A 24,013-nucleotide genomic window follows, 5' to 3' on the forward strand; every position below is an offset into this window, starting at 1 on the left:
TTACAGTTCTGAAATTTTCTTTTTAAAATATTGATTGGTTTCAACGATAAGATCATAGTTGGCCCGTTTCAGTCTCTGGCTTACCGATGACTGTGAAATGGTAAATTTCCTGGCTAAATCTTCCTGTGTAATCTCTTTATTCATAATCATCTCATGAATAATCTCAGCAGTTGCTACCGTCCAGTTATCAAAATCTTTGGATGACCATTTCAAAAGAATGTTAAGGTCCCGGTCTACCGTATCGTTGGAAGTTTTAATGGCAACGGTGTGGCCATCGTTTTTAATGTCGTTCAGCAGTCTCCCGGAATGTACATAGGCAGTTCCGTTTGATTCTGTGATTTTTTCGGATGAAAAATTTTCCTCACCAATTCCTATGGCAATTCTGACGTCTAAATTTTCCTGACTTTTTATAAGGGATTTTATGGCTAAAAAATGCCAGAAAACTTCATCAATAGCGCATTTAAACTGGAACTCATCACCCCGGTAGATTTCCCATACGAGCGGTGAACTTCCCCAATTTTCCAGAAGATTTTTTAGTTTGGTAATCCAAACCTCTGTGTCTGCGTGCTGCGAATTTATAATATCACCGGTAATGACCGCTATCATTCTGCAAATATAAGCATAATTACTTATAAATAAAAGATATAAGCCAAAACACTTATAGATATTGATTATTAGTGAATCTGCTTATATCAATGATGTGTTAACAGAAAGGTTTTGCGGTGTTTATAAACAATTAATTTTATTTTTTCAACTGCAAATTAAACTCATTTTATACCAATTATATCAAGCTCTTGTTGTGGTATTTGTGAAAATCAGTGTATTTAAACATAAAATTATTCAAGCTTACTTTTTAATAAACTGATAAACTTTACCGTCCAGCTTTAGCAAATACGAACCTGTAGCCAGGTTTTGTACAGAAATATTTTTCTTATTTTTAAACGGAGATCTCTCAGTATAAATAACTTTCCCTGAAAAGTCTAAGATCTGGGCAGATTGTATATTTTCGGTTTTTCCATCCACGTAAATATTTTCGTTAACAGGATTCGGATAAATTTTAAATTCTTTGTCGGAGGTGGTCAGATCGGATGTCGATAAAGTTCCCAGGTTCTGGCAGTAATCGATTCCATGTGAATCCCATTCTGTCATATTAAATGTAGGGTTGGGCTGTGTAACCGTATTTTTTCTGTAAAGAGAAATGTCTCCATATGAATTACTAACAAATTTACTTCCTATGGCATCCACTGTTACTGACTTATACGCCAATTCAACATATTGGGTTCCTGCGAAAGTCATAGCATGACCTGCAGTAAGGAACATTGCATCATTATTTGTGTAGCACGATAATGCAGATTTAGGATTTAGAATGACAAAACTTTGATTATTGGGTATTTTTCCCTCCAGTTCAAAACTATTTCCAAAATAGTAAGAATTATATATACTATTATAATATTGTACTCTTACGGTGTAATTATTAAGATCCACTTCATGACCTGTCCTGTTCACAATTTCCAGAGCTTTGTTATCACCTGTCCCTTCAATATATTTAACGATAAAAAGATCCCTCGAATTGGTGTCTGAAGCTACCGTGGATACTGTAACAGAATTACTGTCAGGAGATTGAAGATACCCTTGGTCATATGCTCTTACAGTAAACGAGTAAGAAGCGGAAGGCATCAGATGGTCAATCGTTATCGATGTAGATTTTGTGGTGGCCAGGAGAGCGCCATTCTGATAAATGTTATATCCGATAGCATCTGAACTTGTGCTTGGAGACCATGCTAAATGAGTGTAGTAAGCTCCGGATTGAGTTGAATTTAAATTTGAAGGAGCCTGTGGTGCTATAGCATCTGGAGTCTGTATCCAGATAGAGGTTACCCATTGAGGGTTATCAATAAAAGGATTTCTGTTTTTCTGAATGGTGTAGATAGCATTATTCCGGTCTGTTTCCCGCTGAGATACGGGATCCTGAAGATGCCATTGAAGAAGCATTGAAATATAAGCCGGATCAAAAGCCCGTTCTGCGGTCCCATCCAAAGGCGAACGGTCTATCGCAGGATTGATATTCGTGGAATAATTAAATGAAGGCAGTTTATCTTCATATCTCACTGCAAAATAGAGTAACATCCTTGCAACATCTCCCTTAAATTCGTCCAGAGGTTCATAAACCCTGTTTGTATAGACATAATTGGGAATAGCACTGTTGGCAATTTTAGATAAGTTTGTAAATGTATAATGAACCGTGGAATTCCCAATACCATAAGGATAATTATTTCTAAGCTGATTAATTTTTGCATCCGTAGGAATTACAAAATGTAAATCAGAATACATGGGATAATCACTGTTAAAAGTACTTTGTGGCACAGCATGCTCCCTGTTGAAACCTAAACCTTCGCCTCCTGAACTACTTATTAAGTTTGCCGATGTATATTCATAAGCATCAGCCCCCGCAGGATTTTCCGAATAAATATCAAGCAGAATAGTAGTATTACCTGGTCCGTGATCATAATATTGATCTAAATCTGTCTGGTTATATAAACTGGGTAAATCATCATAATGCCAGTTGATATTTTTCTCAGAAATAATATCATGAAGTTTTGATTTCAGGGCATATCCGGTAAGTCCTGCAGTTCCGTCATAATATCCGGCCGGTACCTGCGCACCTATACATGATGAAAATAAAATAATAGGAAGTAGATATTTTTTCATACCTTAAAAATTGGGGAGCTAAATTAGTAAATCAATTTCCTTAAAGTTCTGAAATTCTTATTAAGAAAATATTAATTATTGAAATATAATAAATTGAAAATTAATTTATTGCAAATCAAGCCTTATGGCATCAATAATTTTTTTTTGTATTTATACAATTTGGTTATCTTTGAGAACTAACAATTAGATATATGAACACAGAGACAATTGACAACATTAAAATGATAGCAGAAACGGCAAAAGAATTTGCTGAAAAAAATATCAGACCCAATATTATGGAGTGGGACGAAAGCCAGACTTTTCCAAAAAATTTATTTCATCAGTTGGGAGACATGGGTTTTATGGGGATTGTAGTTCCCGAGCAGTATGGTGGTTCTGGTCTTGGTTATCATGAATATGTTGCTATTTTGGATGAAATTTCCCAGGTAGATCCTTCTATCGGGCTTTCTGTAGCAGCACACAATTCTCTTTGTACCAATCATATCTATGAATTCGGAAACGAAGAACAAAGAAACAAATGGCTTCCTCAACTTGCAACGGGCAAAGTAATCGGTGCATGGGGACTGACTGAGCATAATACAGGTTCAGACTCCGGAGGTATGTCTACTACTGCTGTAAAGGATGGAGACGAATGGATCATTAACGGAGCTAAAAACTTTATCACACACGCCATTTCAGGGGATATTGCAGTTGTTATGACAAGAACAGGAGAAATAGGAGCTAAAAATAACTCTACCGCTTTTGTTCTGGAAAAAGGAATGGCTGGTTTCACTTCCGGTAAAAAGGAAAACAAACTAGGAATGAGAGCATCCGAAACTGCAGAATTGATTTTCGATAACGTTCGTGTACCGGATTCTCACCGTTTAGGAGAAGTTGGAGAAGGCTTCAAGCAGGCAATGAAGATTCTTGACGGAGGTAGGATTTCTATCGCTGCATTGAGTTTAGGTACGGCAAGAGGAGCTTATAAAGCGGCTTTAAAATATGCTAAAGAAAGAAAACAATTTGGAAAATCAATTGCTGATTTCCAGGCTATCAACTTTATGTTGGCTGATATGGCAACTGAAATTGATGCTGCAGAGCTTCTTATCCAGAGAGCGGCAACTTTAAAGAATGCTAAACAGAAAATGACAAGAGAAGGTGCAATGGCTAAATTATATGCCTCTGAAGCTTGTGTAAGAATATCAAACAATGCAGTTCAGATCTTCGGAGGTTATGGTTATACTAAAGATTTCCCTGCTGAAAAATATTACAGAGATTCTAAACTTTGTACAATCGGGGAAGGAACTTCTGAGATCCAGAGACTGGTTATAGGAAGAGATATTACAAAATAACCTCAAACCTATACCTGTATAAATGATCAAGCAAGCTCTTTTAGGTGAGTTTCTGCATGAAGTGGAAAACACCAGAAAAATTTTAAAGGCGATTCCCGATAGTGCCCTTGGCTGGAAACCGTCTGAAAAAAACTGGACGACGGCACAATTGGCTTCTCATATTGCAGAAGTCTATAACTGGTATCAATTTACCTTTAATCAGGATGTTTTCGATATGGGTGCATACCGGTATGACAAAGGTGATATTTCCAGAGCAGAGAATATTGTAGCCAAATTTGAGGAAAATGTTGTTAAAGCTCAGCAGGCTTTGGAAAATTCGGATGAAAGAACTTATTTTAACGATTGGAAAATGGAAATGGACGGGAATGTACTTTTCCCTCTTATGCCAAAAATACAGGTTATACGTGGTTTTTTATTTAATCATTTATACCATCACAGAGGTGAGCTGGTCGTTTATCTGAGATCAACAGGAAATAAAGTTCCCGGATTGTACGGTCCCACTGCTGACGATAAAATGTAAATTTAGAATTATATCATTAATAAGTGAATAGCATACGTATTTTACGTGTGCTATTTTCTTTTTTTGATACAATGAAAATTCAATTATATTCAATGTATCGCATAATGTTTTAAATGTAATGTCTAAAAATTTCTTAAAAAATTTTGTTTTTCGTGGTAAAATTTTTATTAGCTTTGATATTCCACAAACCAAAACATTTTTTTTATATGAAAAGACAATTATCGATGATCGGGATGCTTCTGATTTCAGGCATCGCTTTCGCTCAGACCGACCGTCTCTGGTCTGAAGGTTCACAAAAGCCATCCACAGGCATTTTTGAAAACAAAACTAACATCAACAATCCGAAGATTTACAGTCTTGATATCAACGGATTAAAAAATGTACTTGCAAGAGCTCCTCAAAGGTTAGCTGCAGGTCAAAAATCAGAAATCATTATTTCTTTTCCTAATTCTGAAGGTAAAATGGAAAACTTCAAAGTAAGAGAAAATTCAAACTTTGATCCTATCCTTGCCGCAAAATATCCGGACATTAAGTCTTATGTAGGCGAAGGTCTGAGTGATTCCAACTCTACAGTCTATTTCAGTGTTTCTTCACTAGGGCTGTCATCTATGGAAATTTATGGTGATAAATCAGCGGTTTTCATCGAACCTTATACTAAAGATCTGTCTACTTATGTGGTATACAAAAAGTCTGACAAAAAAGATGATCTTAATAAATTTGAATGTACAGTAATTGATGTTGCCCAGAAAGGGGTAGCCAACACCAGTCTGGCAGCAAGACCCAATGCTGATGATGCTAAACTGAGAACATTCAGGCTGGCCCTTTCCAGTACAGGAGAATACACAGCTTATTTTGGCGGAACGAAAGCCAATGCTTTAGCAGCCATGAATAATACGATGACCCGTGTAAATGGTGTTTTTGAGAAAGACTTCGCCGCCAGAATGGTTCTTATTGCTAATAATGATGCGGTAATCTATACCAATGCTTCTACAGATCCTTATTCTGCAGCTTCAGGAATGAGCAACTGGAACTCCCAGCTTCAGTCTACCCTTACTTCTGTAATTGGTGAAGCTAACTACGATATCGGTCACTTATTCGGAGCTTCCGGAGGTGGTGGAAATGCAGGCTGTATCGGTTGTGTTTGTACCAATGGTTCAAAAGGCAGCGGTTACACATCCCCGGCTGATGCGATTCCTTCAGGTGACAATTTCGATATTGACTATGTAGCCCACGAAATGGGACATCAGTTTGGTGGAAACCACACTTTTTCGATGAGTAATGAAGGAACGGGAGTCAATATGGAACCGGGTTCCGGATCAACAATTATGGGCTATGCCGGAATTACCTCACAGGATATTCAGCCACATTCCGATGCTTTCTTCCATGCGGTCAGTATCCAGCAGATCACCAATAATATCAAAGCTAAAACATGTCCGGTAAGCACGGCTACAGGAAATTCAATTCCTACGGCCAATGCAGGACTGGATTATACAATTCCTAAAGGCACTCCGTTTATGTTGACGGGAGCAGGAGCAGATGCCAACGGAGATTCTTTAACCTATATCTGGGAGCAGATGGATAATGCTTCTTCTTCCCAGACAGGAGCGAGCTCCGCAGCAAGTGCTACCAAAGCGTCCGGTCCTACATTCAGATCATGGACTCCTACTACTTCTCCCGTAAGGTATTTCCCTAGAATGGCTTCTGTACTCACAGGTGCAACCACTACCGCAGGATCAGAAATTACAGTTGAAGCTTTATCAAATGTAGCAAGAATATTAAACTTCAGATTTACGGTACGGGACAACAGAGCCGGAGGATCAGGAAATAATTCGGACGATGCGGTGATTACAGTAAACGGAACAGCTGGTCCTTTCAGTGTAAGCTCACAAAACTCTGCAACAACCTACGCAGGAGGAAGCGCTCAAACAGTAACCTGGAATGTGGCAGGAACTACAGCCAATGGCGTAAATGCTGCCAATGTTGATATTCTTTGGTCAACCGACAGCGGAAATACATGGACTACTCTATTAGCCGGAACTCCGAATGACGGAACCCAGGCAGTGACCATTCCAAATTCCAACACTTCGACAGGAAGAATTATGGTAAAAGGTTCCGGTCATATTTTCTTTGATGTGAATAATGCCAACATCACTGTAAATGCAGGATCAGGCGGAACAGATACGGTTGCTCCTACAGCACCTGCCCTTTCAGCTTCAGGAACGACCTCTTCAAGCACTAACCTTTCATGGAGCGGGGCTACGGATAATGTAGCGGTTACAGGATATGATGTGTATCAGGGAACTTCGTTAATCGGCTCTACAGCTTCTACTACTTATACCGTAACAAGTTTAAGTCCGTCGACAACATACAGCTTTACTGTTAAGGCGAAAGATGCAGCAGGAAATGTTTCTGTAGCAAGTAATTCGGTAAGTGTAACGACTCTTGCAGGGAGCACAGTTACCTATTGTTCAGCTTCTGCAACCAATACCGGAGATGAAAGAATCGGAAATGTAAAATTCGGAACGATTAATAATACTTCAACAGGAACTGCAGGATATGAAGATTTCACTTCTGTTTCCAGCAATGTAACAAGGGGAAGTGCTTACACGGTTTCCGTAACTCCGGTGTGGACTTCAACTGTCTATAGCGAAGCATATGCTGTTTATATTGATTATAACAAGGATGGTGATTTTGCAGACAGCGGCGAGCTTGCATGGTCTAAAGCAGGATCAACAACTACTCCTGCAACGGGAAGCATTACAATCCCAACCACTGCAACTCTTGGAAATACAAGAATGAGAGTAATGATGAAATACAGCAGTCTGCCTACTTCATCTTGCGGTTCATATACTTACGGACAGGTAGAAGATTATACACTTAATATTGTTTCTTCAGGAAAAGGAGATCTTTTAGACACTAAAGATCTGATAACAGATATTAAACTGTATCCGAACCCTGTAAGAGACATTATGAATATTTCAAATACGACGTCAGAAGAATACAAAATTTTTGACATGGGTGGAAAACTAATCAACTCAGGAAAGCTTGAAAGAGGAGCTGTGAATGTAAGTCATCTTATCAAAGGTGCCTATATGATTCAGATTGGAGAAATTACCAAGAGATTCATTAAAAATTAATAACCTTAAAGTAAACTATGTAAAGGCTGCCTGTAATCAGGCAGTCTTTTTTTATTACTATTTTTTAAATAAAGTATTCATTAATATAAAATATTATTTAAAATACATTTATAAGTATATTTAATTCATTAATAATATTTTATAATAAAATAATATAAAATTATTTTATTTTTTTTAATTACATTTATCATTCAAATTATTTTCTTGTACCGTTAAGCCAATTTATATTTGGGAAGTCCTGAAATCAATTCTTCCGGCAGCGGGAAATACTGCTATTTTATTGTTCTATAAACCTGATTTGCTACTCAACTTTATTGATCAATCCTGATCATGAGATACTTTCACAGGACCGGAAAAGCATTGATGCTTCCCTAAATACTCCATAATATTTACATAATTAAAAAAAACTATATGAAACATTTATTTAAGTTTATCTTTTTTTTAGCAGTTGCTTTTTTCTCAACTGCGTGTAGCTCAGACAGAGATGAGACTGATAATACAAACATTACGACTGTATTTTTTAAAAATGCTGATGAACTAGCTTTAACTTATGATGCAGCCGGGACAGTAAGCCAGACAATCAGAGATCAGGTATTTGATCTGTATAAGCAAGGTAAATGGAGTGAACTGGAAGCGCTCTTTAAAGCTAATAATCTGAATGGCGGATGGCCTCCTGCAAATGGCGGATACAATATCGTTGATGATGTCCCGTTCCAGGCCGGACAAAAATTTGACAGATACAGTGGTGCTATAGGGAATTATGACGGAACCGGAATTCCTACATTGGGAGGTAGCTTTACAAGTCCGATATTAAACGGATATGTCTATACTTTTTCACAAAGAGCCTTAAACCAGCCTGAAAATATGTATGATTTTTATTACGAAATAGATGTTCTTAATAATTCATTACCTTTCAAATCTCAAACGGCAGATGTTATTCCATGGTTTAATCAGGTGGGTAATGGAAAACAGGCCATGTGGAAAATTCCGATTGATCCTGCCACAGGATACCAGAAAACATGGAATAAATTAGCAGCAGAAGGATATGTAAAAATTACGATCAAAAAAAGCCCGAGTGGAAAATATAATAACCTGGTGGGTACAGTTATTCAGCAATAAATAAAATCAGATGTATTCAATATCAAAAAAAATAAAGATCGGTCAGCAAGCTCATATGACAAAAAATATATTCACTAATGATGAAATTGGGCAATCTGCTGTAACAAAATTCACCTGCTGTAACTGCGGTCATGAAAATACCCTTGAAATTATACCCTACAAATCCGGGTTTCCGATCTTTCAGGTTTATAATGAGGATAAAGTATTATCAAAAAATGAATTATTAAAAAATAAAATGATTACAGAAACTTCGCACAGAATGTTACATTTTGGAGAAGTAACGGTAAATGATTTACCAACTCTGTATTTTGGAACCCTTTGCGAATCCTGTCATGCAAAATATTTCGGTGTATTCGGTTATGGAGAAAAGCAGCCGGGATTAACGGTCTTGGCCATCTCAGGAATCTGGAAATATGAAGACCTGGAATAATCATTATACAATCTGATATTTAAAATAAAAAATCCCGGTCGAGTTGGCCGGGATATTTTTTAAACTTTTGTACTATAATATCCTAAAGTGCATTATAAATTTCCAAAATCGTTTTCTATCTTTGCTTAAATTAAAAAATTCATGGATAAAATTGATAGTCTGAACCAAGTAGCAGAATTCCATACTACTTTTAAAGCCCCTATTTTAGAAACTCCACAAATTCCGTCCCAGGAAAGATGTAACCTGAGAGTTGAGCTGTTACAGGAAGAATTAAACGAATTAAAACAGGCGATTGAGGATAATAACATCGTAGAAATTGCTGATGCACTTTGTGATCTGCAGTATGTTTTAAGCGGTGCTGTCCTGGAATTCGGACTTGGCAATAAATTTGTAGAGCTATTTAACGAAGTTCAGCGTTCCAATATGTCAAAAGCTTGCGATAATGAAGAGCAGGCAAAGGAAACCTCAGAATTTTACAGAGAAAAAGGAGTAGAATCTTTTTATGAAAAATCAGGAGAAAAGTTCAATGTTTACAGACAGGCAGATCATAAAGTCCTTAAAAATAAATATTACTCCCCTGCCGATTTAAAGACAATTATTGAAAAATAGTATGAAAAAATTTATTACAAATATTGTTGCCGTTTCAAGCCTGGTTTTATCAGCTCAGCAATACAGTGCTCAGAAAGTAGTGGTAAACCGCGAAGTCGAAACCCAGAATGATGGGAAAATGCTTTTGGGGAACCAGTTGAAAGATCAGTTTCTTAAGGCTCCTTATGCCGATTGGTATGTAAAAGAGCATGATGAATATGCGATCGATGAGAAAGCGGTTGCCGAGTTAAAAAAACTCAAGCTGGCTTCTTATAATATTATTGTTTTCATGGGAACATGGTGTGAAGACAGTCACAGGGATTTTCCGAGACTTATGAAAATCCTGGAAGAAGTAAAATATCAGGATAACAAATTGACAATTATTGCTGTAAACCGTAAAAAAGAGTCTCCTACCGGGGATGAAGGCCGTTATAACATCCAGAAAGTACCTACGATTATCGTTGAAAAATATGGTGAGGAACTTGGAAGAATTATAGAAATGCCTAAAACAGGATATATAGAAAGAGATCTGGTCGAAATTCTTAAAAAAGACGACAGCTCTGTATTAAAAGAAATATTTAAATAATAAATATTGAAAAACAGCAAAGTAATTTTATCATTCGTAGCAGGAATTCTGGTCATGCTATTCCTGTTTTTAGGTATTAAGTCCTGCTTTAATCTTGGTGGAAAAACGGAAAAGTCAGATTATTATATTCTGACCAACCAGATCTCCAAGATGAATAAAATGGTGGTGCTGGAGCAGAATGTCTCAAGCATGCAAAAAACAAAGATGGGCTATGAGCTCTTTGGCAGTGAGGTTTCAAGCAACAGTATCATTACGTATACCAAAACCAATGCACAGGTTTCTTATGACCTGAATAAAATGAAAATGGAAGTAGATTCCATTAACAAAAAACTGATCATCACAGAATTGCCTGATGCTGATATAAGAATTACACCAAGTGTGGAAATCCAGTCCCTTGATGATTCTTTTTTTAACAGGCTTACTGAGAAAGATATCAAAAACGTCACTCAGAAAGCAAAAGATACTGCTGTAAAATCAATTGATCAGAATCAGCTGAGAAACGAAGGACGCAAGCAATTAATGGAAAATCTTAATAATATTTTCGTTTTGGCAAAGGCTTTGAACTATACCATAGAAGACAAGACCGGCCAGCTCGGTATTTTAGGACTCTAAACATGTAAAGCTATGGATTCAAAAAAAAATGATAAAAAGAAAGAATCTGCCAATGCTGCAGAATCTAAAAAGCAGAACCAGGATTTTCCCAATATTCCTGCTTCATCAAAAAAAAGCAATCCACCTGATATTGATAAGGAAGATGTACAGAAAGCTTCCGCCAATAAAACAGGAAAAACAGATAATACAGATCAGAAAAAATAAATAGTCTGCCCCATCATGGGGCAGACTATTTTTAAAATATAAAAAATAAAAACTGAACTATACAATAGTGGATTTTCCGATCTTGATATTCTCAAAATTATAATAAGACTTTTCTGAAAATTTAATATAATCCACGATAAAATCTCCTACTTCACTCGTAGAATACGGCTGTTTATCATTAAGGTCTACGGTAACATATTTATTTTCGATTGCATATTCTACAGATGCCCTCAGTTTGGCAGCAGCCAGCTCCAGCTTTAGGTAATCAAGCATCATGGCGGTGCTTAAAATTGAAGCTACAGGATTTGCAATACCTTTTCCTTTTGCCTGGGGATAAGAACCGTGAATAGGCTCAAACAAAGCATTTTCATCTCCAATGGAAGCAGAAGGAAGCAGCCCGATAGACCCTCCGATCACGCTGGCTTCATCTGAAATAATATCTCCGAACATGTTTTCCGTGACAATCACATCAAACTGTTTCGGGTTAAGGATCAATTGCATGGCTGCATTATCTACAAACATAAAATCCAGCTCTACATCAGGATATTCATTTGCGGTTTCCCGACAGATTTTCCTCCATAACCTTGAAGTGTCCAGAACATTTGCCTTATCAATAAGTGTTAATTTTTTCTTTCTTTTCTGAGCTTCCCGAAAGGCCATGTGTACAATCGGCAGAATATCTTCCCTGCTGTATTTACAGATATCATAAGCATAGTTTCCGTGTTCTTCGGTAAATTTCTCACCAAAATAAATCCCGCTTACCAGCTCTCTGAAAATCTGGATATCGGTCCCATCAATAATTTCCTGTTTTAAAGGACTTTTCCCGATCAGTGACGGGTAGGTTTTCAAAGGCCTGATATTCGCAAACAGTCCCAGTTCTTTACGAAGTTTTAAAAGCCCCTGCTCAGGTCTTACTTTTGCATCCGGATTGTTGTCGAATGAAGGATCGCCGATTGCCCCGAAAAGTACGGCATCAGAATCTTTACAAATCTTCAGGGTTTCTTCCGGTAAAGGATTTCCGGTCTGGAAAATAGCTTCAGCACCAACGATTCCGTATGCAAACTGAAACTTGTAATGAAAAACCTCTGCAATTGCATCTAGAATTTTTACACTTTCATTAACGACTTCCGGCCCTATTCCATCGCCCGGTAAAACGGCTATTTTGAAATAATTATTGCTCATATACTTTTTGTGTTTTTAGTTCAAATTTATGGATTGCTTCTTTCCTGCTGATTAAAAAGTCAATATCATCATACCCGTTAAGAAGGCATATCTTTTTATAGGAATCAAGCTCAAAGCTTTCGGTTTTATCTTTAAAGCTGATGGTTTGCTGCTCTACATTCACAGTGACTTCATCTTCCGGATTTTCAGTGATACCGGTTAAAATCTCTTTTAAAAATTCTTCGGAAACTTTTACGGGCAGTAACCCGTTATTCAAAGCGTTCCCCTTAAAAATATCGGCAAAATAGCTCGATACAATTACTTTAAAACCATAATCGGTCAGTGCCCATGCAGCATGTTCACGGCTGCTTCCACATCCAAAATTATTTCCGGCCACTAAAATCTCACCATGATATACCGGATTATTTAACACAAAATCAAGGTTGGGTTCTTTGTTATGAACATTATATCTCCAGTCTCTGAACAGGTTGTTTCCAAATCCTTTCTTATCAATACTTTTAAGGAATCTTGCCGGAATAATCTGATCGGTATCTATATTTTCTGCCGGCAACGGGATGGCACGGGATGTTATAATATCTAATTTTTGCATTTTCTGATCTTTAATTTAAGTTTTCAAACAGAGAGATTCTTCCTTCTACAGCTACTTTGGCTGCCGTTAATGGACTTGCCAGAATGGTTCTCGCTCCCTGCCCCTGTCTTCCTTCAAAATTCCGGTTGGAAGTAGAAACACAATATTCACCCTCAGGAATTTTATCGTCATTCATCGCAAGACACGCTGAGCATCCGGGCTGTCTGATCTGAAATCCCGCCTCATTAAAGATCTTGTCCAGACCTTCTTCATAAATCTGTCTGGCAACCATTTGGGAACCGGGAACAATCAAAGCCTGAACATTTTCAGATTTATTTTTCCCTTTGATATATTCAGCAGCAGAACGGAAATCTTCAATTCGTGCATTGGTACAGCTTCCGATGAAGACATAGTTTATTTTAATATCAAATGGTGACTGTCCGGGTTTCAAGCCCATATAATGTAGAGCTTTCTCTTCCGATTCGTTTGCAGGTGCAGGGATTACTTCATTGATTGATATTCCCATTCCCGGATTGGTTCCATAGGTGATCATCGGGTATATTTCAGAGGCATCAAATGTAATTTCCTTATCGAAAACGGCCTGGTCATCTGTTTTTAAAGTTTTCCAGTATTCCAGCTTTTCCTGCCATTCTTCTCCTTCAGGAGCGAAAGTTCTTCCCTTAATATAGTCAAAAGTTTTCTCATCAGGAGCTATCATTCCGCCTCTTGCCCCCATTTCAATGCTCATATTGCAAACGGTCATTCTTCCTTCCATCGACATTTCTTCGAAAACATTTCCGGCATATTCACAGAAGTATCCGGTTCCGCCATCCGTCCCTGTTTTTGAAATGATATAAAGAATTACATCTTTAGGCTGAACATTTTTATTCAGTTTCCCGCTCACGGTAATTCTCATGGATCTGGGCTTATTGAGCAGTAAACATTGGCTGGCAAAAACCTGGGCCACCTGGCTTGTCCCGATTCCAAAAGCAATGGCTCCGAAAGCACCGTGTGTTGAAGTGTGGCTGTCTCCACAGACAATACTCATTCCGGGCTGTGTAATACCCAATTCGGGAGCTATAATGTGAACGATACCCTGATACTGATGTCCTAATCCGTATAGTTCAATATTGTTTTTTCTGCAGTTCTCCGTTAACTGCTCCACCTGGTTTCTTGATGAATCATCCCGGATCGGTTTGTCCTGATCTAAAGTAGGAACATTATGATCGGCGGTTGCCACAATTTGTTTCGGCCTGAAGATTTCAAGGTTTCTTGATTCCAGCTCGGCAAAAGCCTGCGGGCTTGTTACTTCATGGATCAGATGTTTGTCAATGTATATAATTTGAGGTCCATCCGGAATGGTTTCCACAACATGGGCATCCCAGACTTTGTCAAAAAGTGTTTTCTTATCGTTGTTCATTTTAATTATATCTGATTAAAAATAAATCTTAGCCTATTTTTCTCGTAGCTTTTTCGATCATCAGGCTTAAGTCATCATTATTAACTTCTTTTTTGATGTCTGCAATTTTCAGGAATTCCTGATATAGAAAATCAAGCTCATTTTTAGTTACATCAAAACCGATATGCTTAAATCTATAAGCCAAAGCAGAGCGACCACTTCTGGCTGTCAGAATAATGGAAGATTCATTAACGCCTACTTCTGCCGGATCGATAATTTCGTAGGTTTCTCTGTTTTTAATGACACCGTCCTGGTGAATACCTGAGCTGTGAGCAAAAGCATTTGCTCCTACAATCGCTTTATTAGGCTGCACGGGCATTCCCATTAAATCTGAAACCAAAGCACTCATTTTATTAAGCATTTTAGAATTCACATCCGTATATAAATTTAAATCCCTGTGCTGTTTCAAAATCATAACCACTTCTTCCAGCGCTGTATTTCCGGCTCTTTCTCCCAATCCGTTAATGGTACATTCAATCTGCCTTGCTCCATTGATTACACCAGCAATAGAATTTGCGGTAGCCAGTCCAAGATCATTATGACAATGGCATGACAGGATGGCTTTTTCAATTCCGGTTACATTTTCTTTCAGGTATTTGATTTTATCACCATATTCTTCGGGTAAACAATAGCCTGTGGTATCAGGAATATTCAGAACAGTTGCCCCTGCTTTTATCACTTCTTCACAGATTCTGGCTAAAAAATCGTTGTCGGTTCTTCCTGCATCTTCAGCATAAAATTCCACATCCTCAACAAAGCTTCTCGCATATTTTACAGCATCAACAGCCCGTTCTATGATATCTTCTCTTGTAGAATTGAATTTATATTTGATATGGGAATCAGAAGTTCCTATTCCTGTATGTATTCTTGGTCTTCTTGCAAACTGTAAAGCCTCTGCTGCAATCTCTATGTCTTTTTTGTTGGCTCTTGTCAATCCGCAAACTTTTGCATTTTTGATCAGTTTTGAAATTTCAGAAACGGAATGAAAATCTCCCGGACTTGAAACCGGAAATCCTGCTTCAATAATATCAATCCCTAGTTCATCGAGTTTTTCAGCAATAATCAGCTTTTGTTCTGTATTTAATTTACATCCCGGAACCTGTTCCCCATCCCGTAAGGTGGTATCAAAAATTTCAACTTTTTCGGAATTCATAATAATGTTTTTACTTAATTTTGAATCAAAACTAAGATTTGAATTATTTTTTTATTTTCATTTTTTCAGAAAATTACAATATTCAAAGAATAGAATCTTAATTTTAACTATCTAAAAATCAATTATATAAATCCATCATATTTACAATGGCAGAATTGCAGAAAGATTTCTTATTTATACTCATTAAATCATTGACTACTTCCGAAAAGCGGCAATTCAAATTATTTGTAAACCGCCTGGGTATCAATGTGGATGCAAAATTTCTTTTACTTTTTTCAGAAATGGATAAAATGAAAGAATATGATGAAAACATTGTCATCGAAAAGAAAATATCAACCAAACAGCAACTCTCCAATCTTAAAGCCCACCTTTATAAGCAGATCCTGGTAAGCCTTCGCATGAACCCGAGCCATCAGAACTACAGAATCCAGCTTCGCGAACAGCTTGATTTTGCCAATATCCTGTATCAGAAAGGGCTCTACAAACAGGCGTTGAAAATTTTAGATAAAACTAAACAAACAGCTTTGGAGCTAGATGAAAAAAGTATCGCCTCTGAAATTATCGACCTCGAAAAAGTAATCGAATCCCAATTTATTACCCGAAGTATAGAAGGAAGGGCTGATGAGCTCATCCGGCAATCTAAAGCGATCAGCAAGCAAAACCAGTATACTACGGATTTGTCTAATCTTTCACTGAAATTATATAGTGAAATGCTTACTCACGGTTATGTAAAAAATGATGAAGACCGCCAGAAAATCCTGGAAATTTTTAATACCCAGATCAGAAATATAAAACCCGTCAAGCTTAATTTTACTGAAAAATTATGGTATTATAAGGCTCATGTATGGAAGAACCAGCTGTTTCAGGATTACAAATACACCTTAAAATACGCCTATTTATGGGTAGATTTATTTCATCAGAACCCGGAAATGATTTTCAGTCATCCGGTCTGGTACATCAAAGGAAATACTTATCTGCTTAAGATTCTTTTTCTCTATGGAAATATTGATGTTTTGGAAAAGCATTTTAAAAACTTTAATGATACTGTTTCTTCTCAAAATTTTGCACAGAATGAAAATCTTCAGTCTCTTATTTTTCTTACCTACTCTAATACGTTAATGAATATTCATTTTATAAAAGGAGAATTTTTTACAGGAACCAAGCTTATTCCGGAGATTGAGCTGAAAATGGAAAAGCTGCGTGATAAGATTGATGAGCACCATTTTATGATCCTTTATCTGAAAATGGCAGCCATGCTTTTCGGAAGTAAAAAATATCGAGAATCCATTCATTATTCCATGAAGATTATTGAGTCTAAAGGAAACGTTCAGGAAGATTTATTATTTCACACCAGGATATTAATCTTAATGTCAAAGCATGAATCAGGAAATGATGAAGATTATGATGAATTTATAAAAGCCACCTTAAAATTTGCCCTTAAAATGAAGAAGCCTGAAGCATTTCATTTTGAAAGCATTGATTTTTTTAAAAATCTCAATAATCTGGTCTTAAGTAAAAGACAGGAAGCTTTTGAAGCCTTTGATCAGAAACTTGAGCTTTTTTCAAAGAATGAGTACTATAGAAGATCATTGCTTTATATTGATATTCACGGTTGGGTAAAATCTAAGGTTCAGCATGTGGATGTTATAGAAATTATAAAGCAGAAGGTTAAATATAAGAGGAAATAATACCGGTGGCTTCGAGAGCCTCAGCCACCAGTATTTACGTTATTGAAAGTTTTTTATATTTCTATCAATCATTATAAAAAAGGAAAACTGTCAGGTGGATTTGAGAATCATTTACATTATTGAACGTTTTATGTTTCCACAAACCATTTAAAAAGGAAAACTGTCAGGTGGCTGAGGTTCTCGAAGCCACATCTGTTTTTAAATTCATCAAAGAAAATAAGGATATTGATAATCTGACAAAGAAATAAGACGAAAATTGCTTTTACAATAATAATTTTCAACTTTTATTCTTCCGGAATTTATTGGAATTCTGAAGACTGAAATTCTTTAAAACATACTGACAACAAAAACAACAATATGTTTTTCGTTATTTAGCATTAATTCTTCATTCAAATATACGTTATTATATTATTTTAAATAAAAAATGCGTATTTTTGCATCTTAAAATTTCTTAGTAAACAATGATAAAAATTACACTTCCAGACAGTAGTGTCAAAGAATTTGAAGGAGAAGTTACTCCTTTAGATGTGGCAAAATCTATAAGCGAGGGATTGGCTAGAAATACCATTTCCGCAATTGTTAACGGCAAACAAGTAGAGACGACCACACCTATAACCACGGATTCTACGATACAACTGCTGACCTGGAATGATGATCTTGGAAAGAAAGCTTTCTGGCATTCTTCTGCCCACTTACTGGCGCAGGCGATCCTTGAATTTTATCCTGATGCTAAGCTCACCATTGGTCCTGCTATTGAAAGCGGATTCTATTATGATGTAGATTTCGGGGACGAAAGCTTATCTGAAAAAGATTTTGAGAAGATTGAAAAGAAAATCCTGGAAAATGCCAAGAAAGGTTCAACTTTCTCCTTATATCCGGTTTCTAAAGAGGATGCATTGAAAACCTATGCAGACAACCCTTATAAAGTAGAGCTTATCTCTAATCTTAATGATGGGGAAATTACTTTTGTAACTCATGATAACTTCACCGATTTATGTCGTGGAGGGCACATTCCGAATACAGGAATTGTAAAAGCAGTAAAAATATTAAATGCTGCCGGAGCTTACTGGAGAGGAAATGAAAAAAATCCTCAGTTAACAAGGGTTTACGGTATTTCTTTCCCTAAACAGAAAGACCTGACTGAATATCTTGAAAGACTTGAAGAAGCTAAAAGAAGGGATCACAGAAAACTGGGTAAAGAATTAGGAATTTTTGCATTTTCCGAAAAAGTAGGTGCAGGTTTGCCACTTTGGCTACCCAAAGGAACTGCTTTAAGAAAGAAATTAGAGAATTTCCTTACCGATGCACAGAAAAAAGGAGGCTATGAATTCGTAATGTCACCACACATCGGTGCCAAAGAATTATATGTAACTTCTGGACACTGGGATAAATATGGTGCAGACAGCTTCCAGCCAATTAAAACTCCAAATGAAGGAGAAGAATTTATGCTGAAGCCCATGAACTGCCCGCACCACTGTGAAATTTACAAAACTTCACAATGGAGCTACAGGGATCTGCCGAAAAGATATGCAGAATTCGGAACAGTTTACAGATATGAACAAAGTGGAGAACTTCACGGATTAACCAGAGTTCGTGGTTTTACCCAGGATGATGCCCACCTTTTCTGTACTCCGGATCAGCTGATGGAGGAATTCAAAAAAACAATTGATTTAGTTCTTTATGTTTTTGGTTCCCTTGGATTTGCAGATTTCACTGCTCAGATTTCATTAAGAGATCCTGAAAATACTGAAAAGTATATCGGTAGTGATGAAAACTGGGAAAAAGCAGAAAATGCAATTGTTACTGCTGCAAAAGAAAAAGGATTAAATACCATCACAGAATACGGAGAAGCAGCTTTTTATGGCCCGAAACTGGATTTTATGGTGAAAGATGCCTTAGGAAGAAAATGGCAGTTGGGAACAATCCAGGTAGATTATAACTTACCGGAAAGATTTGATCTTCATTACATCGGAAACGATAATGAAAAGCACAGACCTATTATGATCCACAGAGCTCCATTTGGATCTATGGAACGTTTTATCGCAATATTATTAGAAAATACTGCAGGAGATTTCCCATTATGGTTGAGTCCTGACCAGTATATAATTCTACCCATCAGTGAAAAATATGTAGATTATGCAAAAAAAGTTTCACAATTTTTGGAAAATCACGATATTAGCGGTCAGATTGATGACAGAAATGAGAAAACAGGGAAAAAGATCCGTGATGCAGAATTAAAGAAAATTCCATTCATGCTTGTTATAGGAGAAAATGAAGAGAAGGATGGCACAATTTCTGTAAGAAGACGTGGTGAAGGTGATCTTGGAGTAATGAGTACTGAGGATTTCATCAATTATTTTAAAAAAGAAGCAGCAGTATAAACAAGGCTGCTAAATAGAAAAGTTAACCAATAAAATTTAAGACAATAGCACAAAGATTTAACAACAGAGGCCCAATGCGTCGTCCCGTACAGGAAGATTTGCATCAAATTAATGGTAAAATTAGAGCCAGAGAAGTTCGTTTGGTAGGAGATAATGTAGAGCCAGGAGTTTACCCCTTGGATAAAGCTTTACAGATTGCCCGAGATCAGGAATTAGATTTGGTAGTAATTTCCGACAAGGCTGAACCTTTCATTGCGAGAGTATTAGACTATAAAAAGTTTTTATACGAGCAAAAGAAAAAACAAAAGGAGCTTAAAGCTAAGCAGGTAAAAGTAGTGGTAAAAGAGATCCGTTTCGGGCCTCAGACTGATGACCACGATTATGAATTCAAGAAGAAGCATGCTGAGAAATTCCTTGAAGAAGGCTCTAAATTAAAAACCTATGTATTTTTTAAAGGACGTTCGATTATCTTTAAAGATCAGGGAGAGATTCTGCTTTTAAAACTGGCTCAGGAGTTAGAGCACGTGGGTAAAGTAGATCAGCTGCCTAAATTGGAAGGAAAAAGAATGATCATGATGATGAGTCCTAAAAAACCAGCAAAATAATTGATATAGATTGTATATCTGTACACAAAATATAAACCTCAAAGCGATTTGAGGTTTTTTTATTTAAAATTAGTTATTAAATAATCATTAATATATATCCTATGTTAAGATTCAATCATAAATTTCATCTTACATTTGCTTTAGAAATAACAAACAAGTATTATTAATAACATAAACAAAAAAGCAATGAGTACACTTACATTAAAAGACGGAACTGAGATTTATTATAAAGACTGGGGGAAAGGACAGCCTGTATTCTTTCATCACGGATGGCCATTATCCGGTGATGATTGGGATGCACAGATGTTTTTCTTCCTTGAACAGGGATACAGAGTAATTGCCCACGACAGAAGAGGGCACGGAAGATCGGAGCAGACTCCATATGGACATGAAATGGACACTTATGCTTCTGATGTGGATGAAATTGTTACAGCACTGGATTTAAAGGATGTAATCCATGTGGGGCATTCTACAGGCGGTGGTGAAGTAATCAGATATGTTGCGAAACACGGTAAAGGAAGAGTGGCAAAGGCGGTTTTAATAAGCGCTGTAACTCCGATCATGGTTCAGAATGAGAATAATCCGAACGGTGTTCCGATCTCTGTTTTTGATGATATCAGAAATAATACATCTAAACACAGACAACAATTCTATATTGATCTTACATTCCCATTCTACGGGTACAACAGAGAAGGTGCAAATGTTTCCGAAGGAATCCAGAGAAACTGGTGGAGACAGGGAATGAGTGGTTCCATAAAAGCTCATTTCGATTGCATTAAAGCTTTTTCAGAAACAGATTTCACAGAAGATTTAAAAAGTGTGGATGTTCCTGTTTTGGTATTGCACGGTGAAGATGACCAGATCGTTCCTTTTGAAACGACAGGAAAAGTTGCTGCTTCCCTGCTGAAAAACGGGAAACTGATTTCTTACCCGGGATTCCCTCACGGTATGCCGACTACAGAGGCAGAAACAATCAATAAAGATCTTTTGGAATTTTTCAAATCATAATTTCAACTTATTATAATTTAAAAACTGCGGACAAAAGTCTGCAGTTTTTTGCTTTTTTCGTTATTTTGCAGACTTAAACTCATTGAATGAAATCCGTATATGGAGCCTTTTTTATTGTTTGTGTCATTATATTCCTGGGAAGCTGTTTTTGCTACTACCCTTTTATTTCTGATGACAGTTTAATTTCACTCCGGTATGCCCAACGTTTTATTGATGGAAAAGGATTAAGCTGGAATGACGGAGATCCTGTAGAAGGCTATTCCAATTTTCTGTGGATTTTAGGCGTCTCTTTTTTAGGACAGCTGGGAATTGACCTTATTATGGCAGCGAGAATTTTAGGTCTGCTTTGTTCAGTAGGAATTATCTGGCTTATCATCAGTTTTTTCGCGAAACAAAATATAAAAAAGAAATATGTTTTCTTAGGCGTTATTCTGCTTGTTACCACTCCATGCTTTGCCATCTGGGCGATTGGCGGATTAGAACAGCCTTTATATGCATTGCTGATTACCCTGATTTTAACTGAAGTGATACGAATCATCAATGAAAACAGCTTAAAAAGAATTTATTATTTATCAGTCTGGTTAGGATTACTCGCTATCACAAGGCCTGACGGTTTTTTATTTACAACCATCACATCCGTTTTTCTGTTATTTATTAAGCGGAATCATAAAACGGATTTTATTAAAATAACTTTTGCCGTTGCTGTTATTCCTTCCCTGTTTCTTTTAGCCCAGCTTATTTTCAGATATACCTATTATGGTGAACTGGTACCGAATACTGCCCTTGTAAAAGTGAAAATCACATTTTATCATATCATCAGAGGCATATTTTATCATGTTAAAGCTTTTCTGGGGACCCTTGTTATTTCTTCCCTCGGAATTTATCTGCTCCTGGTCCTGGTTTTTAAAAGAAAAAATGCAGTTGGGATTTTCCTTTTACTGAATATTCTTGCATGGACCTCTTATGTAAGCTTAGTGGGTGGAGATATTTTTCCGGGCTACAGGCATTATGAAATTGTTCTGATATTTTTAGTATTTGCAGTTATTATAGGATTAAATGCCGTTAAAATAATTGATTTCAATAACCGTAAAATTGGATTGGGTATTATTATCCTGTTAATTCTAAATTTTATCATCCAGATCAAACTTCCGGAAAACCAGAAAGCCATTCAGGAAAGATGGGAATTCCGTGGAATGCAGCTTGGAGTAAGATTGAAAAATACATTTCCTGATAAGACTTTAATCGCCGTTACGTCTGCCGGTTCGATCCCCTATTCTTCAGGATTGCCATCAATCGATATGCTGGGACTGAATGATTATTATATTCCAAGACATCCGCCGGTCAGTTTTGGGATGGGTTCACTGGCTCACGAATTAGGTGATGCCAACTACACCATGAAGCAAAATCCGGATATTGTGATTTTCAATACGGGGGCAGCGCCTTCTTTCAATATTGGTGACCAGTTAAAGAAAAATAAAATATTCAATCAGAATTTTGTTAAAGTCTTATCAAAGGAAAGGGATCACGAATATTTGCTGTTTTTTAATAAGTACGGTAAGAACAATGGAATTCAAAAGACTGAAAATGTGTTGAAAATCCCGGGATACTTATTCAGTCATCCTACAGATACAATCAGCCTGTTTTCTGGAAAAAAGCTTTTAAAAAATGTACTCAAAGGAAATACCTATACCCTGTCTCTTGACGGAATTTCCGAAAAAAAGTGGTTATTAAAGCAGGTTAATAGTGATAAAAATGTCAGTTTCCGGACACAGATCTATTATAAAAATAACAGATTGGAAATTTCTGTAAGTCCTGACGAAAACAGTTTATTAGAATCTCTTGTATTGGAAGGAAAAGATTAATGTTTTTTTTGTATCTTTGCACACTATTATTCCCGGATATTTTTCGAGGAAGCCAATACAGATATTGATAACAAAACAATAAAAAGCAAAACAATGCCAAAATTAAAAACGAAATCAGGTGCTAAAAAGCGTTTTGCTCTTACTGGTTCTGGTAAGATCAAAAGAAAAAATGCTTACAAAAGCCACATCTTAACTAAGAAAGAAACTAAGCAAAAGAGAAATCTTACGCAAACTTCTTATGTTGCTTCTGTGGACGAAAAAAGTGTTAAACGTCAATTAGCAATTAAGTAGTTTTTATAAATCTATATTCGGTTTATAGGAATTAAAACAAATTCAGAATTTTTAACCCTGAAACGGAGCAGATAAGTGTAATGAAATAAATTACCGCCCTTTTCAAAAAAACAATTTAAATTATGCCAAGATCAGTAAATGCCGTAGCTTCAAGAGCTCGCAGAAAGAAAATTTTTAAGCAAGCTAAAGGTTTTTTCGGTAGAAGAAAGAACGTTTGGACTGTAGCTAAAAACGCGGTAGAAAAAGCAATGCAATATGCTTACCGTGGTAGAAAAGAGAAAAAGAGAAACTTCAGATCACTTTGGATCACTCGTATCAATGCAGGTACCAGAGAGCACGGAATGTCTTACTCTCAGTTTATGGGAGCTCTTAAAAAGAACAACGTAGAGCTTAACAGAAAAGTTTTAGCAGATTTAGCAATGAATCACCCTGAAGCTTTCAAAGCTGTTGTAGATCAAGTAAAATAATGTAGAATTTTTTGTTATCAATATAAATCCCGGGTTTTTTGCCCGGGATTTTTTTATTCTGTCTCGTCCTGAAAAAGGTTGACTACAAAATCATAAAAACAGTCACTCTTATG

22 protein-coding genes are annotated in these 24,013 nt (G+C 36.7%); 16 read left to right on the plus strand and 6 right to left on the minus strand.

All coding sequences use genetic code 11. From position 1 onward, the window contains the following. Complete coding sequence (locus PMI13_RS01645; RefSeq protein WP_007839973.1) at positions 1-606, minus strand: SatD family protein; 606 nt, start codon at positions 604-606, stop codon at positions 1-3. A 240-nt stretch (positions 607-846) separates the two neighbouring features. Further along, complete coding sequence (locus tag PMI13_RS01650) at positions 847-2,709, minus strand: endonuclease (RefSeq protein ID WP_007839974.1); 1,863 nt, start codon at positions 2,707-2,709, stop codon at positions 847-849. Between the two features lie 191 nt (positions 2,710-2,900). On the opposite strand from PMI13_RS01650, the gene PMI13_RS01655 reads away from it, so the two are divergent. The 9 genes from PMI13_RS01655 (at position 2,901) to PMI13_RS01695 (ending at position 11,236) form a co-directional block, all read left to right on the plus strand. Next, complete coding sequence (locus PMI13_RS01655) at positions 2,901-4,040, plus strand: acyl-CoA dehydrogenase family protein (protein ID WP_007839978.1); 1,140 nt, start codon at positions 2,901-2,903, stop codon at positions 4,038-4,040. A 22-nt stretch (positions 4,041-4,062) separates the two neighbouring features. Further along, positions 4,063-4,560 (plus strand): DinB family protein, encoded by a 498-nt coding sequence (locus PMI13_RS01660; protein WP_007839980.1) that lies wholly within the window; start codon positions 4,063-4,065, stop codon positions 4,558-4,560. A gap of 206 nt (positions 4,561-4,766) precedes the next feature. Further along, positions 4,767-7,697 (plus strand): reprolysin-like metallopeptidase, encoded by a 2,931-nt coding sequence (locus PMI13_RS01665; RefSeq protein WP_034669524.1) that lies wholly within the window; start codon positions 4,767-4,769, stop codon positions 7,695-7,697. A gap of 411 nt (positions 7,698-8,108) precedes the next feature. Next, complete coding sequence (locus PMI13_RS01670; protein ID WP_007839984.1) at positions 8,109-8,816, plus strand: glycohydrolase toxin TNT-related protein; 708 nt, start codon at positions 8,109-8,111, stop codon at positions 8,814-8,816. A 10-nt stretch (positions 8,817-8,826) separates the two neighbouring features. Next, positions 8,827-9,246 (plus strand): hypothetical protein, encoded by a 420-nt coding sequence (locus PMI13_RS01675; RefSeq protein ID WP_007839985.1) that lies wholly within the window; start codon positions 8,827-8,829, stop codon positions 9,244-9,246. A gap of 141 nt (positions 9,247-9,387) precedes the next feature. Beyond that, positions 9,388-9,855, plus strand: coding sequence for a pyrophosphohydrolase domain-containing protein (locus PMI13_RS01680; protein WP_007839986.1), 468 nt, complete (start codon positions 9,388-9,390; stop codon positions 9,853-9,855). A gap of 1 nt (position 9,856) precedes the next feature. Next, on the plus strand, positions 9,857-10,420 hold the full coding sequence (locus PMI13_RS01685) for a thioredoxin family protein (protein ID WP_007839987.1): 564 nt from the start codon (positions 9,857-9,859) through the stop codon (positions 10,418-10,420). A gap of 6 nt (positions 10,421-10,426) precedes the next feature. Continuing rightward, positions 10,427-11,032 carry a DUF4230 domain-containing protein gene (locus PMI13_RS01690; RefSeq protein ID WP_007839988.1) on the plus strand — a complete coding sequence of 202 codons (606 nt, stop codon included), beginning with the start codon at positions 10,427-10,429 and terminating at the stop codon, positions 11,030-11,032. A 12-nt stretch (positions 11,033-11,044) separates the two neighbouring features. Beyond that, positions 11,045-11,236 carry a hypothetical protein gene (locus PMI13_RS01695; protein WP_007839989.1) on the plus strand — a complete coding sequence of 64 codons (192 nt, stop codon included), beginning with the start codon at positions 11,045-11,047 and terminating at the stop codon, positions 11,234-11,236. Between the two features lie 57 nt (positions 11,237-11,293). On the opposite strand, the gene leuB is transcribed toward PMI13_RS01695, so the two are convergent. Genes leuB through PMI13_RS01715 form a run of 4 tightly spaced genes read right to left on the minus strand, consistent with a single transcriptional unit; the run spans position 11,294 to position 15,598 of the window. After that, on the minus strand, positions 11,294-12,418 hold the full coding sequence (leuB, locus tag PMI13_RS01700; protein WP_007839991.1) for a 3-isopropylmalate dehydrogenase: 1,125 nt from the start codon (positions 12,416-12,418) through the stop codon (positions 11,294-11,296). Next, positions 12,408-13,007, minus strand: coding sequence for a 3-isopropylmalate dehydratase small subunit (gene leuD, locus PMI13_RS01705; RefSeq protein WP_007839993.1), 600 nt, complete (start codon positions 13,005-13,007; stop codon positions 12,408-12,410). The genes leuB and leuD overlap by 11 nt, the downstream gene beginning before the upstream one ends. 10 nt (positions 13,008-13,017) lie before the next feature. Next, entirely contained in the window at positions 13,018-14,406 is a 1,389-nt protein-coding gene (leuC, locus tag PMI13_RS01710) for a 3-isopropylmalate dehydratase large subunit (protein ID WP_007839994.1), read from the minus strand. Between the two features lie 28 nt (positions 14,407-14,434). After that, positions 14,435-15,598, minus strand: coding sequence for a 2-isopropylmalate synthase (locus PMI13_RS01715; protein WP_007839999.1), 1,164 nt, complete (start codon positions 15,596-15,598; stop codon positions 14,435-14,437). Positions 15,599-15,744: 146 nt separating this feature from the next. Between PMI13_RS01715 and PMI13_RS01720 the strand changes: the two genes are divergently transcribed. The 7 genes from PMI13_RS01720 to rplT all read left to right on the plus strand — a co-directional run bounded on the left by PMI13_RS01720 (position 15,745) and on the right by rplT (position 23,900). After that, a complete protein-coding gene (locus PMI13_RS01720; RefSeq protein ID WP_007840000.1) occupies positions 15,745-17,286 on the plus strand; it encodes a hypothetical protein in 1,542 nt (513 codons plus the stop codon). Between the two features lie 461 nt (positions 17,287-17,747). Next, positions 17,748-19,667: a threonine--tRNA ligase gene (thrS, locus tag PMI13_RS01725; protein ID WP_007840002.1), complete on the plus strand. Its 1,920-nt coding sequence runs from the start codon at positions 17,748-17,750 to the stop codon at positions 19,665-19,667. Positions 19,668-19,741: 74 nt separating this feature from the next. Next, positions 19,742-20,272, plus strand: a complete 531-nt coding sequence (gene infC / locus PMI13_RS01730; protein WP_007840003.1) for a translation initiation factor IF-3 — start codon at positions 19,742-19,744, stop codon at positions 20,270-20,272. A gap of 186 nt (positions 20,273-20,458) precedes the next feature. Continuing rightward, positions 20,459-21,280, plus strand: a complete 822-nt coding sequence (locus PMI13_RS01735) for an alpha/beta fold hydrolase (RefSeq protein ID WP_007840005.1) — start codon at positions 20,459-20,461, stop codon at positions 21,278-21,280. An 86-nt stretch (positions 21,281-21,366) separates the two neighbouring features. Continuing rightward, on the plus strand, positions 21,367-23,142 hold the full coding sequence (locus PMI13_RS01740) for an ArnT family glycosyltransferase (RefSeq protein WP_007840007.1): 1,776 nt from the start codon (positions 21,367-21,369) through the stop codon (positions 23,140-23,142). Between the two features lie 93 nt (positions 23,143-23,235). After that, entirely contained in the window at positions 23,236-23,433 is a 198-nt protein-coding gene (rpmI, locus tag PMI13_RS01745; protein WP_007840008.1) for a 50S ribosomal protein L35, read from the plus strand. 122 nt (positions 23,434-23,555) lie between these two features. Further along, positions 23,556-23,900: a 50S ribosomal protein L20 gene (rplT, locus tag PMI13_RS01750; protein WP_007840009.1), complete on the plus strand. Its 345-nt coding sequence runs from the start codon at positions 23,556-23,558 to the stop codon at positions 23,898-23,900. The last annotated feature ends 113 nt before the right edge of the window (positions 23,901-24,013 follow it).

The organism is Chryseobacterium populi (genome assembly GCF_000282115.1).
GTDB lineage: Bacteria > Bacteroidota > Bacteroidia > Flavobacteriales > Weeksellaceae > Chryseobacterium > Chryseobacterium populi.